The organism is Photobacterium satsumensis (genome assembly GCF_050336935.1).
In the GTDB taxonomy this organism is placed as follows: Bacteria; Pseudomonadota; Gammaproteobacteria; order Enterobacterales; family Vibrionaceae; genus Photobacterium; species Photobacterium satsumensis.
The window spans coordinates 662,881-676,934 of sequence record NZ_JAKJSK010000007.1 but is presented as its reverse complement, the minus strand read 5'-3'; the positions used below and the strand labels follow the sequence as shown (position 1 = coordinate 676,934).

Sequence of the window (14,054 nt, the reverse complement as noted above, 5' to 3'; positions counted from 1 at the left end):
GTAAAGCCACCAGCCTTTGGTTGGTGGCTTCATCGCTTAACCAGAGCGTAGCTAGGGCGTGCCTGATTGATAAATACCCCACCTCGCTTAAATCCCTCGCCATCCAGTCACATTCTTTCATAAACCATTGACATTTAGCTGTAACTCCCTAGCTTATACCACACTGAGCATTATCCAATGAGGCAAACGTCATCATGACTCGCAAAGAGATTTTTAATCCAGAGCTTTGGGAAGAAGTCCCGGGGTTTGATTTTGAAGATATCACTTACCACCGCGCCAAAGATCAAGGTACTGTTCGTGTTGCACTCAACCGTCCAGACTGCCTTAACGCCTTCCGCCCAAAAACGGTAGACGAGCTTTACACAGCGCTAGATCACGCTCGCCAATGGTCTGATGTTGGTTGTGTCTTCATTACCGGTAACGGCCCGTCTGAAAAAGGCCAATGGTCATTCTCTTCAGGCGGCGATCAGCGCATTCGCGGTAAAGACGGTTACAAATACGAAGGTGAAGGTGAAGAAGCTGGCAAAGCAGACGTTGCTCGTATGGGTCGCCTTCACATCCTTGAAGTTCAGCGTTTGATCCGCTTTATGCCTAAAGTGGTTATCGCTGTCGTTCCTGGCTGGGCTGTTGGTGGCGGTCATAGCCTGCATGTAGTTTGTGATCTGACACTGGCATCGAAAGAACACGCCGTTTTCAAGCAAACTGATCCAGATGTTGCTTCATTTGATTCAGGCTACGGCTCAGCTTACCTCGCGAAAATGATCGGCCAGAAGCGTGCTCGTGAAATATTCTTCTGTGGCTTCAACTACAGTGCACAAGAAGCTTATGAAATGGGTATGGTAAACAAGGTTGTTGACCACTTCGAGCTGGAAGAAGAAGCGCTTCGCTGGGCCAAAGAAATCAACAGCAAGTCGCCAACAGCCATGCGCATGCTGAAATATGGCTTCAACCTACCGGATGATGGTCTGGTTGGCCAACAACTGTTTGCGGGCGAAGCCACTCGTCTTGCTTATGGTACCGATGAAGCGCAAGAAGGTCGTGATGCCTTCCTTGAAAAGCGCGACCAAGACTTTAGTAAGTTCCCTTGGCACTACTAATAGCGACACCATAAGAATATACAGCGCCCGCAGACTCTATATAAGATCCGAGGGCGCGTTTTTATACATATCCCCAAGTAACTTCAAGCTGCCTGGTTCAGCGAGATTCAACCCGATAACCATTACGCCCGTTCGACTTTACTCGATACATACATGCATCGGCTTCATCAAGGTAATGCTCTGCCGGATGATAATCCAAGCCTGTATGAATACCACCAATGCTCACACTCACGCATTCTCGTAAAGGATGTTTCAATGCCAACGCTCTTACCGCTGCACACGCTTGCCTCGCCTTTTCTTCCAAATCACTTTTGGTGATTTCTGTTAGCATCACGACAATTTCCTCACCGCCATAACGGGCAACCAAATCCGATTTTCGTTTGAAAACACACCGCAAAGCTTGTGATACCGCCTTCAAGTACTCATCACCTTTGGAATGACCGTATGCGTCATTGATCTGCTTGAAATGGTCGATATCGATCAGTAACACTCCGAGTTGAAGTTGCCTGTTACCTTGATTCAAAAGCGTCATTTTCTCTTGTAAATACCTTCTGTTATATAAACCAGTGACCTCATCAATATACGAGTAACAGTTGAGCATAATATTTTTAGCTGCTATTTCCCTATTATGAATAACCGCTCTCGCCATCCATGTTTTCTTCTTTTTCTCATGATTATATTCATTGACGAATCGCTTATAATTATCAATAGATAAGTAGTTAAGCCATAAAAACATAGCGATCAATGAAAAATAATAATTGGAATATAAAACAACACTTGTATGAAAGACAGCAACCATGATATTAGCTTGAACAATATATATCGTATAGACAAGCAATGAAAAAGCAGGAGTAATAAGCAGTAGCTTTGCGACCAGTGTTATCATTATCAAGCTGATAATAGAGATATCTGATAGCATAGACATAGATAAAGTATGAATGGTAGCAACAATACTTACGACCACTAATATAGAGATTTTCTGATGAAGTGCAACCTGATTCGTGATACTTCCAGAGAGCAACAGTCCAATTCCGACGGTCGGAATACCAAACAAAAAGAGATTTTTAACATGCTCCCTTTCAAGCGCGTTGTCGATAATAACACTCTCATCCAACCAATATTCTGTCACTTGCGATAAAACGACAGCAATAATAACAACAGCAATAATCACCTGAAAAATATACTTTTCATTATGCTGCTGGATATGTTGTTGCAATTGTGTGTTTGTCTTGAACATAAATAAAAAATGCCTTTACATCATATAACATAAAGGCAAATCCCTAGCATAATGGTTATTATTAGCTGTCAACCAGGAGTACTAACAAAGACAAATCTGCCGTGAAACAGCACCTTTTCTGAGAGACGACAAGATTATATCGATTCACTCCGTTGAATTTGGAATTATCGATATTCCAAACAACGAGCACACTATTAAGCTTTCAAACCAACTAAGATTATTGGATAATTGTAGAAATGGAATATTAGAAATTATTGAATTATGAATGATTTAAATGCGCTCCATGTCTTTATTGCTTTGATGCAAACCCACTCGACCACTAGGGCCGCCCAAAAGTTAGGTCGCTCCCAATCCTATGTATCAAAAGTTCTAGCTCAGTTGCGCGAAAAGCTAAATGACCCGCTATTTGTCCGCAGTGCTGAAGGATTATCCCCGACCAGTTACGCCGTTAGTATTGAACCAAGATTACGTTTGGCTTTAGATCAAGTCAGTGCCGCCTTGGAGCCTGAAGAGTTTGACCCCAAGCGACTCGATAAAATTACCCTACATGTTATCGAGCCTTATCTAATCACCATCGGCAAGGATATTATTGATGCTATACGTATAGAAACGGATGCAGTTATCGATATACGACAATGGAGTCCGTTAAGCGAAACCATGATTCAAGAAGAAATTGTCGATATAGGCATACACATCTTGAACAACAAACCACAGACGTTACACCAGAAGCCTTTGTTTAAAGGGCGGGCGCATTTTGAGGGGAATATCAAGGGAGAATACGTCAAATACATTATTTCAGGCGTTAACGAATTCGAAAACCGGTATGAGAAAATAGACCCTACAATCGAAACCAAAATTGTCACTGATAATCATATTCTTACCACTCAATTAATGGATACTTGCTATACCCTTCGTTACGCTCCTGACAAGGAACAGCAAACCGATTACGATATTGACCTTACCGTCGCTATCATCACCAAAGCGTCACAAAGACAGTCAGAAAAAATTCAATGGTTAACTAAGCTTCTGACTCCCATAATTGCAACCTTCGAGGGCTATTAACAGCAACAATTATTCCTGTGGGAATTTCGGCTACCATCACAAGCGTCAATATCACTTATATAATCCTTTTGAATTTACACCTTTGAGTATCAAGTGATGAATCATTCCCAGCGGGTGAAATTTTTAGCCCAACAGCACCTAAAGCAAGTACGAAAGTCAATTTTAGTACAAAAAGCAAAGCAAAAAGAAAAAGCCAAATCATGATGATTTGGCTTTTCCTATTAACCAACAGTCATTATCTACTTGTTTTAGTAGGTAAAACTCACACCCAAAAAGTGAATCCGGCTATCGAAGGTGCCATTGATATCATTTAGTAGAACTCGGTCAAAGCTTCGGTTTATATCCACTTCACCCAAATCAGCGTATTCATAGAACATATCAATCGTCACGTCATTCCACTTCGTCGCTGCGCCGACCGAATATCGATATTGTTCGCCGACCGGGACATCTACCCATTGCTTGGTTGGATCATCTTGTGGTGACGTCTCGTATGAGAAACCGGCTTTCAGTCGCCACTGGTTGTTAAGCTGATAATCCGCACCAAAGGCAAACTTCCATACATCATCCCAGTCTCGATCAATCGTAGCCGTCCTCGTTTGGTCGGCAACAAGACCAAACTCCATCACGGTGTTATCCCACTCACTCCACTGGTGCCACTGCACCGAAGCCAGTAGGTCTAGCTTTGAGTTAACCGCATAGCTGGCGCTGATGTCTGCAATGGCTGGAACAGTTATATCTGTACGCAGACTACTGATAATTGGGCCATTCAATGGCCCCGATACTCGGGTACCAAATTCATGCTCCAATTTGGTTCGGTAACTCGCTCCCAACGCCAATCGCTCATCGTGCTGATACATCACACCAAAGTTCGCGCCAAAGGCCCAGTCAGTATCCTTATCGATATCGAGTAGGTTGGTCGATTGCTCTAATGAGGCCCAGCTTAGCTGAACTCCTGCGCCAACCGACCACTGCGGGTTGATTTGATAACTGACAGCTGGGTTAATTTGCATTGCGGTTAGGGTAATTTCATCCAGTGCCGCTGCACCTGCCCAGTCCGTTCCATAAGAAAGGCTTGATCCCCCCACAGCACCAAGTGCAATGCCGACATGGAGATCATCGGTAATTTGGCGGGCATGAAAAGCCCCAGCGGATGGCAGTACAGAATGGGCTTTACCGTCGCCATTATCTGCGTTATCGCGATATTTCATTTCGAGATCAAAGCCGAGCACGTTAAACGTTGTCAGGCTCTCCCCCATGCCACTCATTGTTGCGGGGTTAACCCACATTGCCGCTGCTGAACCGGTATAAACACCATCACCCGCGCCCGCTGTACCTGCATTTGCGGTTACCGCTTCCTGCAAGAAAATACCACTCGCTTGAACAGGTAAAGACAATACCGACATCACTGCCAGCGTTGATTTTAATGGTCGCATTTGCTCCCTCATTATTATTTTTAATAGTTAATTAGGCTTATTAGCCCTGTTTAGATTTTAGTTCGTCTATAACAAAGTCGGGGGCAACTTTACCCAGTGATTCCAAACATGCATCAGTATTAAGATGGCCATATCTCACGTAAATATCACACACGGCGTACAACTGCTCTGGTGCCCCAGAGATTTCATAAGCTTTTTCGAATGATGTCGTTGCGTCATCAACATTGAAAGCTTCTTGCAATACACCGTTTAAATACCAGAAATAGCTATTATCTGGTGCTAACTCTGTCGCTACCTTTATAGCTGCAGCTGCCCGCTTTTTCTCGTCTAGCCTCACCAGCGTCAAAGCCTGGGAATAAAACAGGTTGGCTTCTTCTGGCAGTACTTTTTGTGCATGTTCCAAAACAATATTGGCTTGCAGGTCATCCCCTTGAGCACGGTAATTATCTGCAAGACCCAACCAAATTTGAGGATTCTGATCATCAGTACCCTGCAAAGCGATATATGACTCGTGCGCCTTGTCAAACTCTTGGTGCCAGCGGTAAACATCGGCCAATAACAGTTGAGACGGCAGGTCTTTTTTATCTATGAGGTAATTAATCAGCTCTGCGGTAACAGGATCCATCAATGCTTGCTGCTCTGTGTCCATTTCTCCGTAGTTACGGATTAAGTTCATAGTCGCCGTCAGTCGGGCGTTTTGTTCGCTATCTTGAATCAATGGGGAAAGCATGCGCCAACGATGGGCAAATTGATAAGGCTCGGCGCCCACAACAGCAGCCTCTCGTATCAAAGGGTTATCATCTTGGAGGCCGCGGGCTACTGCAACTAAGCTATTCTGGTTCGGGTATCTGGCCAATTGCCTTAGCGCATCGGCACGCTTTTCATCATCTTGGCGATTATCCTGAGCAATCATGACCCATTGCTGGATCTGCTGGGCTTGAATATCTTGCTGGCTTGTAAGGGGACTTCCAGCAAACAGATCAGCATTTCCCTTCTCGGCAGCAACCGTTAAAGGAGACACTAAAACAGAGCACAGAAGCATCGTTGTGATAGTACGTTTCATTACCACTACCTCAGATTAAAATCGGGTGGGAAAATAAGGATGACGAGGTGCAACGGCCTTTAACCGCTCATCAGAGAACTGTCCATGGATGACAGGGTTCCCTGTTGCTCGTAATACAAAAGCCAATGCTTTATCAGCATGGCTAAAAAACTTTTTCCAGCCCGCACAAAGGTAGTTCAGCCCCGGCTCACCGTCTTTGGTGCGGATAAAACGGTTCTTCGGGCACTCTCCAAAACACGCAAATTTGTAGTCGCACTGTTGGCACTGGCTGGTCAGTGACCGTGACTTGGCAAAACCAAATTTCTGCTGAGCGTCTGAGTAGGCCATCTCATCAATCTTTTGATGGTGGATATTTCCAACTCGGTAATCAGGGTAAACATAGTGGTCACAGGTGAAGACATCGCCATTTGGCTCCATGGCCAACCCTTTGCCGCAGATTTCACCTAATGTACAAAGCGGGTTTTTCCGTCCCATCCAAGTTTCAACACTGGCTTCAAAATACTGAACAAAAACCTTGCCGACATCATGCTTCACCCACTCATCGAAAACAGCAATAAGGAAGTCACCCCAACCATTTGCCGACACACACCAAGGTTCCACCACCGAGTTCTTATGCCATGGGTTTAATCGTTTATCACCTTGACGTAACTGCTCATTGGCCTCCCATTTCTGCGGTGCCGTTGTTCTGAACGTCTTTTGCTCAACGATAGGAATAAACTGGATCTGGGGCGATCTTACTTCATCTCTCAAGAAACGATAGACTTCGAGTGGGTTCTTGCTCGTTAGGTTATTAATACAAGTTAGGGTGGCAAACTTCACATGGTGTTTATGGAGTAACTCAACTGCAGCCATAACTTGCTTAAATGTGCCACGGCCAGCACGGTTGGTACGATAGGCGTTATGCAGCATCTCCGGGCCATCGATACTCAATCCAACCAGGAATTTGTTTTCAGCCAGGAACTCACACCATTCATCGTTGAGCAACGTACCATTGGTTTGAAGATCGTTAGATATCACGATGCCTTCTGGTTGGTACTTCTTCTGCAGTTCAACAATCTTGCGGAAGTAATCAACACCCAACATGGTAGGCTCACCGCCCTGCCAGGAGAAAATGATCTCAGGGGTATTCTGGCCATCGATATATTGGCGTATATAGGTCTCGAGTGTGGCCTCATCCATCATTGGCGAGCAGCCCTTCTTGTACTCCAGTAAGTCCTGTTTACTCAGGTAATAGCAATAGGTGCAATCAATGTTGCACGCGGCACCAATGGGTTTTGCCATGACATGTAGTCGCTTTGATGCCTTGCCATTGTATTGCGGGCCCTGAGTAATCAGCATATTTCACCTACTTATAAAGATTTAAGTACGCTGATTTTAATGCGTGCTACACACCAACGCTTGTTATACCCCTTATAACCTTTAGGTATGGGGATTTTCATTACAATAACCCTCCCAGTTTAATGAATTCATGACTGATTCACGGAGGCTTTAATGCTATCACCAACCCGAAAGCGAACTGTTTTGTTCACCCTGTCTGGGCTCACATTGGTTGCCGCAACGGCTTGGTTTAATACAGATCTTTTTGCCAAAGAGCCTCACCCTATCATGCAGCAAATAGAAGCCGATATGGTGCTGGTTGAAGGTGGACAATTCGAAATGGGTTCCAACCTCGCTGAAGCCAGTAAAGCAGAGCGCCCCGCCAGAACCGTTTCGGTCGATAGCTTCTACATTTCCAAGTTTGAAGTCACGCAGGAATTATTTGAAAGCGTGATGGGCTCTTCGATGAGCTACTTCTCCGATCCCAACGTCCCGGTGAATAACTTGAGCTGGCAGCAAGCCAATTACTTTATCGAGCAGCTCAACACCCTTACCGGTGGAAACTACCGCATGCCTACTGAAGCCGAGTGGGAGTATGCCGCCAAAGGTGGGAACCAGAGCCAAGGCTATATCTATAGTGGCTCAAACAATATCGATGATGTGGCCTGGTATTCCGAGAATGCCAACAACCGCGCCCATCACGTTGGCCAGAAAAAACCCAATGAGCTGGGGCTCTACGATATGACAGGTAACGTCGGTGAATTTGTTATCGATGCCTACGATGAAGGCTTCTACCGCTATGGCCCAACCGACAACCCGAGTAATGCACACGATACCAAAGTTGGCCTTGCCCACAAATCTGTACGTGGTGGAAGCTTTTCTTACGACGAAACATTATCTGAAAGCTATCGACGTGATTTTGCCAGCCAAAACGTCATTATGGCCGATATGGGGTTAAGGCTGGCTCGCGACATCTAATAACCCTCTATTTAAGAGCTATTTGTCTCATAGTCCTCTGTTTAGTATCGAGGACTTTCTCTTCTACACTTCAAGTGTTCTTTTTCATAAAAACGGAGCTTCTATCAATGAAGATAGCAACAGTACCCCGCCTGTTATGTCTTAGCTTAAGTTTAATCACCGCCAATGCCGTTGCCGCGCCTTCACCAGCACCAAAACTGGTTCTGCAAATTACTGTCGACGGACTGCGTGGAGATCTGCTAGAGCGCTATAAACACAACTTTGGCGATAAAGGTTTCCGTTACTTAATGGATGAGGGGGCTTATTACACCAATGCGCATTATCAGCATGGTAATACCGAAACGATTGTTGGTCATGTATCCCTAGCAACCGGCGCGCCACCGAGTGTGCACGGCATGGTGGGTAATGTCTGGTACGACCGCCAAAAAGAGCGGTTGGTCTATAACGTCGAAGACGGTGACTATACCATGCTGACCCAAGGCGCAGGCGTTAACCAATCCACTGAAATCGACCCTACTCAAAGAACCGCCAAGCTTGACGGCCGCTCACCGGTACCGATTCTATCCACCACCTTTAGTGACGAACTCGCCGTTGCCAGTAATGGCGAATCGAAAATCTTCTCGGTGTCGGTAAAAGACCGTGGCGCGATTTCATTGGCAGGACACTCAGGAAAAGCCTTCTGGTTCTCCAAGGCACAATCGGAATTTGTCACCAGCAATTATTACTACGAGCAATACCCGGCTTGGGTAACTGCATGGAATGCGGAGGATCATCCTTCCCGCTACAGCAAGCAGAAGTGGGACCTCAGTTTAGAAAGGGATAATTACACCCTTAAAGAAGGACCACAAGAACACAAGGTCGACCTTGCTGGCTTTAAGCGCAGCTTCCCTCACCCTTATGGCCCATCAAGCTTTCAGTACTTCAGCACGATGCTGACGCTAAGCCCTGCAGGAGATGAACTAACCGCCGACTTTGCTTCTGCACTTATTGAACAAGAAAAGCTCGGCCAGAGTAAATTCACCGACTACCTAGCCGTCAGCTTTTCATCCAATGACTATGTGATTCACATGTACGGCCCATCCAGCTTAGAGGCTGAAGATAACTTGATCCGCTTAGATCAAACGCTGGCCAATTTCTTAGCCAATGTCGAAAAACAAGTTGGACTGAATAACACCCTTATCGTGTTGTCAGCAGATCACGGCGTACCGGAAGCTGCACCCACCGTGAATGCGCTGGGTTACAGCACCGCCAAGTACTTCAACAAAGACACTATTATCAGCGAATCACTGCTCAGTCGTTTGAATAAAGAATTTGGTTTGAATGAAGACGCTATTCGCTTGTATGCACAGCCATATATTTACCTCAACCATGAAGTCATCAAAGATAAAGGCGTTTCACTGGAAGCGGTTCAACGGGTCGTGTCTGAAGAAGCTCAAAAAATCAATGGGATCGATCATGCGGTCACCAGTACCGACATCATGGAAAACAATCTACCAGATACCCGCTTGATGCAACTGGTAAAGAATAACCATCACCCACAGCGGTCTGGTGATATCTACTTGGTATTTGCGCCGCGTACTTATATTAATGATATGGATGGCCTAACCATCGCGTCGACTCATGGCTCCCCATGGCGCTACGATACCCATGTACCGGTTATTTTTGCGGGCAATGGCATTAAAGCCAATCAAGTCTCACGCGAGATCACCCCTTATGATATTGCACCGACCTTATCGAATGCTCTCGGCATTACATTGCCTAGTGGTGCGACCGGGAAGGTGTTAAAAGAAGTAAATTCAAATAACTAATAATTCATAAGTTTATAAAGAGCCTACTCCACCTGAGCAGGCTCTGTAAATTCAGCATGCTCTATAAACAAAAGGATTTAAAGCAAACGCAACATCCCTCCACATTGACAACACCAGCCGACCCTCGATACCTTGTAGGCATCTCAATGTTCTAGTATATGGAAATGCTATGAATTTACGCCATGTCGAAATATTCCGCAGGGTAATGGAAACAGGTTCCACTAAAAACGCAGCTAAAATACTTCTGATCTCTCAGCCCGCAGTAAGCAAAATGCTGGCTCAATTTGAACGTCAGTTGGGGTTTACGTTATTTAAAAGGATTGGTGGACGCCTTGTTCCCACATTTGAAGCTGAGCAACTCTTTGAAAGCTCAAACAGTATTTTTTCTTCCTTTAACCAGTTCAGCTCAGAGGTCGACAGAATAAGGGACTCAAAATCAGGCGCTTTAAAGATCCTTGCAAGCCCTAGCTTCAGCCAATCTATCTTAACGGATGCCCTTGTTAACTTTTCTGATGATTACCCTAAGGTGAAACTCTACTTTGACACACCTAACCAAGAAAGCATGACTCAGCTTTTATTAGAACATCAATATGAAATTGGCTTAACCATCACGCCACTGGCCCACCCCTTGATCATTAGCAAGCCTTTAAGCCAAGCAAAACTTGTTTGTGCATTTCATAAAGAGCATGAGTTCAACCAACTTGATTGCATCTCGATAGAGCAAATCAACAACAACAAACTCATCTCTTATCCTAGGAGCTCACCCATAGGGCAGATCATCAACGATGTTTTCCTTCAAAGCCAAGTCGAACAACAAGTTGATATCGAGGTAAGGTACTGTGCTACTGCATGTAACTTGATTAATGCCGGTGTTGGAGTTGCCATTGTTGACGAGTTTACCTTGCGTAATCGAGCCTTTGATAATATCCGCTTTATTCCCATTACTGGTAAGCACTCGATAACTATATTTTCGGCCACTCCAAGAACCAAGCCTTTATCAAGAATAGCTAAGATATTCTTTAACGATTACTTCCAATTTCCCAAAAAAAAGGAGCTTTAAAAAGCTCCTTTACTCATTATTTCATCATCGAAGGCAGCCACAATGCCACCTGAGGATAATAGATAAGTATGGCTATCAAGATAAAAAATGCCATCACGAATGGGAGCACGCCAACAAACACATCGGTAATATCCGTCTGCCCTTTCCTCAAATTTTGGACTACATATAAGTTCAGGCCGACAGGCGGTGTGATCAGCGACAGTTCCATCAATACGGTTAAGAATATGCCAAACCACAAGGAATCAAAACCGGCAGCAACGGCAATCGGTACGACAATGCCTACTGTCGTTACCATCATCGATACGGCTTCGAGAAAACACCCAAGAATGATGTAAAAGATAACTAACATCCAGATCATGGTGTAGGGAGATAGCCCAGCCTCCATTATCGCCTTGGATGCAGCTTGGGGGATACCAAGCAACGACAGCACAAAGTTCAAACAAAATGCACTCGCTATGATCAGGATGATCATTGACGTGGTTTTAAAGGTGCCATAGAAGGCATTGTGTAGCATGGATATGCTGAGTTTCTTTTCGTAGAGGGTCAATCCAAGTGCTGCAATAATACCTAGTGCCGCGGCTTCCGTTGGTGTTGCGAAACCAAAATAGATACTCCCCAGAATTACGACAAAAATAGTGGTCACCGGCAATATGTCCAGAAGAAGTTTGATCTTCTTCTTAAAACTCATGCTCTCACCCTTCTTGTAATCAGAGCCTATAAACAGTGTCACTGTGATAATGATGGCAGACATCAATAGGGTTAAGATCAGCCCAGGTATGACAGCCGCAACAAACAGCTTACCAACAGACACATCGGCTAGCGCACCGTAAACAATCATCAAGATGCTTGGAGGAATCAGAACCCCCAAAGTTCCCCCGGCCGCCAATGAACCAAGCACCATCTGCTTGTTATAGCCTCTTTCTTCTAGGGTCGGGATTGCCACAGTACCGATCGTTGCTGCTGTAGCAACACTGGATCCTGACATTGCCGCAAACAGAGAGCTCGCCACTGTATTCGTATGCAATAGCCCTCCAGGTAGGTTTTCTAACCATGCAGCCAAGGCCGTATAAAGCCGATTAGCAATCCCGGAGCGAAGCAGGATTTCACCGAGTAACACAAATAACGGAATCGCAATTAGAGAAAACTCATTCATCCTATCCCAGGCTATTGATGCAGCACTCGCCATCATACGGCCATCCAATAGGAAGAAATCTGCCGTAAACGCCAATACCGAAATAGCGCTGGCAACGTGTAAACCAATGAACAGAAGTACAATCAGACCGACCGCCAAACCCATTGTATAAATCATGATTGCCCCTCTTGTACTGAAACCAAACCACCTTCGGCATTCACTGGTCGCAATGCCTGACTTTGCTCCTCTTCCGGATCATAGCTTTTCTGTAATTCTTGAAGTTTCCCCCAATCATTGACGCGAATATAAATCAGCATATTTGTGATACGAAAAGCTATAGCGATGGCAAAACTAAACCATGCAAGGGACCAAATTAGCTGAGGAATATAAATAGGTGTCCGTAACGGTGTGTTCGATATTGCCATAAATTCCCACGACTCATAGGCAAGAAGTAATGTCTGGTAAGCAAATAACAGAACCACAAACATCAAACACGCATTGCTAAATAAACTAAGGATAAGCTGAGCTTTCTTCGGTAACCTACGCACCAACAAATCGATCTTTATATGGGAGTTGGCGTAAAAGGCGTAAACGAAGCCCAATGCAGACGAGATAGCGAGGATATAGCCGCCATACTCATCTACTCCTTGTAATGAATAGTTAAAAATCTTCCTTACTAAAACCTCAAAACATACCGCTAGCGAAAGCAATATAAGCAACCACCCAGACACAATACACAGCTTTGATGAGGCCTGTTTTAACCTAAACTCTATCCGATGAACTGTATTCATGATAGAACTCCTAAAATGCTATTCAGTTTCAGGTAAAATCAAAGCTTCAAATCGATCACCACACTCTTTATAAACGCGGTTACAGCTAGAAACCCATTTAGGTACTACATCCTCATGGAGGATCTTCGCCAGTTTATCCCTATCGCTTACCGATACCGCAGAGTACTTCATAACCCCAGGCTCACCTTGTAAAGCACAAGGGCTGCTAGAGGTATTGCAACTTATACCTATCTCATGTACTGCAGGCGCCATCGCCCAAAGCTCTTTTTCTGAATGTTGTAACTTACTGCGGATGAGCTCTCGGTCACTGCCATCGAGTCGATCCCAAAACTTGCTATTAGCCACCTGAATGACCTGAGAATAACCACCAATAGGCAAGTCGTAGAGATAGTTAGTTACCTCGTGAAGCTTGTTCTTGAACCCAAATGTAGTGCCTGTCGACGCACAATCAACGAGCCCACGTTGCAGGGCTTGGTATACCTCACCCCCTGTCATGTTCACGGCTGTTCCACCCAACTTCTCAAGCGCATCAGCGGCTGGTGCGCCACTTACCCTTACCTTCTTCCCTTTTAGGTCATCTAATGAATTAATAGGGTCTTTACAGAACATGATTTGAGGGTTGAAAGGCCAATGGGATAAGAGCACACCATTGAAACGCTCAAGACGTTCCGCCATGGTGTCTCGATAAGAGTCTGAAATATTCTTTAGCGTATCGAAGTCGTAGGCGATTGCAGGGAGGTCAACAGCAACAAGCGAAGGTTCATCACCACTCACATAGCTGACGGAGATAGTCATGATATCAAATGTGCCTTTTTTTAAAAATCTAAGGCCTTGATTTCCTTTTACTCCCGCTTCGTTTAGCGTGACATATTCAACCTTAATACGGCCATCTGTCTCTTTTTCTATCGATTGCCATACACCTTTATCAACATCATCTACCTGAGGCTGGTTACCCCAAAAGCCTAACACGCGGATCGTCACCTGTTCTGCATAACTCGGCGCAGCCAAAAGGGGAAGGAGTAAAAGTGGCAGTGTTTTCAATTTTCTATTAAATCGTTCCATAGCTAAATCCCTTA

At 44.9% G+C, this 14,054-nt stretch carries 11 protein-coding genes and 1 pseudogene; 5 read left to right on the top strand and 7 right to left on the bottom strand.

The window, feature by feature from the left end; genetic code table 11:
• The first annotated feature begins 194 nt into the window (after positions 1 to 194).
• Positions 195 to 1,097, top strand: a complete 903-nt coding sequence (locus tag L4D79_RS14600; RefSeq protein WP_107348096.1) for a 1,4-dihydroxy-2-naphthoyl-CoA synthase — start codon at positions 195 to 197, stop codon at positions 1,095 to 1,097.
• A gap of 97 nt (positions 1,098 to 1,194) precedes the next feature.
• On the opposite strand, the gene L4D79_RS14595 is transcribed toward L4D79_RS14600, so the two are convergent.
• Positions 1,195 to 2,334, bottom strand: a complete 1,140-nt coding sequence (locus L4D79_RS14595) for a GGDEF domain-containing protein (protein WP_428652286.1) — start codon at positions 2,332 to 2,334, stop codon at positions 1,195 to 1,197.
• A gap of 261 nt (positions 2,335 to 2,595) precedes the next feature.
• On the opposite strand from L4D79_RS14595, the gene L4D79_RS14590 reads away from it, so the two are divergent.
• On the top strand, positions 2,596 to 3,396 hold the full coding sequence (locus L4D79_RS14590) for a LysR family transcriptional regulator (RefSeq protein WP_428652285.1): 801 nt from the start codon (positions 2,596 to 2,598) through the stop codon (positions 3,394 to 3,396).
• 248 nt (positions 3,397 to 3,644) lie between these two features.
• Here the strand turns inward: L4D79_RS14590 and L4D79_RS14585 are convergent, their stop codons facing one another.
• Genes L4D79_RS14585 through L4D79_RS14575 form a run of 3 tightly spaced genes read right to left on the bottom strand, consistent with a single transcriptional unit; the run spans position 3,645 to position 7,230 of the window.
• Positions 3,645 to 4,829, bottom strand: a complete 1,185-nt coding sequence (locus L4D79_RS14585) for an OmpP1/FadL family transporter (protein WP_428652284.1) — start codon at positions 4,827 to 4,829, stop codon at positions 3,645 to 3,647.
• A gap of 40 nt (positions 4,830 to 4,869) precedes the next feature.
• Entirely contained in the window at positions 4,870 to 5,892 is a 1,023-nt protein-coding gene (locus L4D79_RS14580; protein ID WP_428652283.1) for a tetratricopeptide repeat protein, read from the bottom strand.
• A 15-nt stretch (positions 5,893 to 5,907) separates the two neighbouring features.
• Positions 5,908 to 7,230 carry an anaerobic sulfatase maturase gene (locus L4D79_RS14575; protein ID WP_428652282.1) on the bottom strand — a complete coding sequence of 441 codons (1,323 nt, stop codon included), beginning with the start codon at positions 7,228 to 7,230 and terminating at the stop codon, positions 5,908 to 5,910.
• A gap of 258 nt (positions 7,231 to 7,488) precedes the next feature.
• Between L4D79_RS14575 and L4D79_RS14570 the strand changes: the two are divergent.
• From L4D79_RS14570 to L4D79_RS14560, 3 genes and pseudogenes are all read left to right on the top strand, one after another.
• Positions 7,489 to 8,187, top strand: a pseudogene (locus L4D79_RS14570) (formylglycine-generating enzyme family protein); the annotation flags it as partial.
• A gap of 107 nt (positions 8,188 to 8,294) precedes the next feature.
• Positions 8,295 to 9,995: an alkaline phosphatase family protein gene (locus L4D79_RS14565; protein WP_428652281.1), complete on the top strand. Its 1,701-nt coding sequence runs from the start codon at positions 8,295 to 8,297 to the stop codon at positions 9,993 to 9,995.
• Positions 9,996 to 10,164: 169 nt separating this feature from the next.
• Positions 10,165 to 11,055, top strand: a complete 891-nt coding sequence (locus L4D79_RS14560) for a LysR substrate-binding domain-containing protein (RefSeq protein ID WP_428652280.1) — start codon at positions 10,165 to 10,167, stop codon at positions 11,053 to 11,055.
• Positions 11,056 to 11,071: 16 nt separating this feature from the next.
• Here the strand turns inward: L4D79_RS14560 and L4D79_RS14555 are convergent, their stop codons facing one another.
• The 3 genes from L4D79_RS14555 to L4D79_RS14545 are packed head-to-tail and all read right to left on the bottom strand — an operon-like array spanning position 11,072 to position 14,040.
• The gene (locus tag L4D79_RS14555; protein WP_428652279.1) at positions 11,072 to 12,364 is read right to left on the bottom strand and encodes a TRAP transporter large permease; all 1,293 of its coding nucleotides are present in this window, start codon (positions 12,362 to 12,364) and stop codon (positions 11,072 to 11,074) included.
• Entirely contained in the window at positions 12,361 to 12,978 is a 618-nt protein-coding gene (locus L4D79_RS14550; RefSeq protein WP_428652278.1) for a TRAP transporter small permease subunit, read from the bottom strand. Before L4D79_RS14550 ends, L4D79_RS14555 begins: the two co-directional genes overlap by 4 nt.
• Before the next feature lie 18 nt (positions 12,979 to 12,996).
• Complete coding sequence (locus L4D79_RS14545) at positions 12,997 to 14,040, bottom strand: TRAP transporter substrate-binding protein (protein WP_428652277.1); 1,044 nt, start codon at positions 14,038 to 14,040, stop codon at positions 12,997 to 12,999.
• Positions 14,041 to 14,054 lie beyond the last annotated feature (14 nt).

Excerpts from the sequence above, each read along its gene's own strand:
- L4D79_RS14600 (WP_107348096.1), top strand. The coding sequence starts at position 195 with ATGACTCGCAAAGAGATTTTTAATCCAGAGCTTTGGGAAGAAGTCCCG.
- L4D79_RS14595 (WP_428652286.1), bottom strand. The coding sequence starts at position 2,334 with ATGTTCAAGACAAACACACAATTGCAACAACATATCCAGCAGCATAAT.
- L4D79_RS14590 (WP_428652285.1), top strand. The coding sequence starts at position 2,596 with ATGAATGATTTAAATGCGCTCCATGTCTTTATTGCTTTGATGCAAACC.
- L4D79_RS14585 (WP_428652284.1), bottom strand. The coding sequence starts at position 4,829 with ATGCGACCATTAAAATCAACGCTGGCAGTGATGTCGGTATTGTCTTTA.
- L4D79_RS14580 (WP_428652283.1), bottom strand. The coding sequence starts at position 5,892 with ATGAAACGTACTATCACAACGATGCTTCTGTGCTCTGTTTTAGTGTCT.
- L4D79_RS14575 (WP_428652282.1), bottom strand. The coding sequence starts at position 7,230 with ATGCTGATTACTCAGGGCCCGCAATACAATGGCAAGGCATCAAAGCGA.
- L4D79_RS14565 (WP_428652281.1), top strand. The coding sequence starts at position 8,295 with ATGAAGATAGCAACAGTACCCCGCCTGTTATGTCTTAGCTTAAGTTTA.
- L4D79_RS14560 (WP_428652280.1), top strand. The coding sequence starts at position 10,165 with ATGAATTTACGCCATGTCGAAATATTCCGCAGGGTAATGGAAACAGGT.
- L4D79_RS14555 (WP_428652279.1), bottom strand. The coding sequence starts at position 12,364 with ATGATTTATACAATGGGTTTGGCGGTCGGTCTGATTGTACTTCTGTTC.
- L4D79_RS14550 (WP_428652278.1), bottom strand. The coding sequence starts at position 12,978 with ATGAATACAGTTCATCGGATAGAGTTTAGGTTAAAACAGGCCTCATCA.
- L4D79_RS14545 (WP_428652277.1), bottom strand. The coding sequence starts at position 14,040 with ATGGAACGATTTAATAGAAAATTGAAAACACTGCCACTTTTACTCCTT.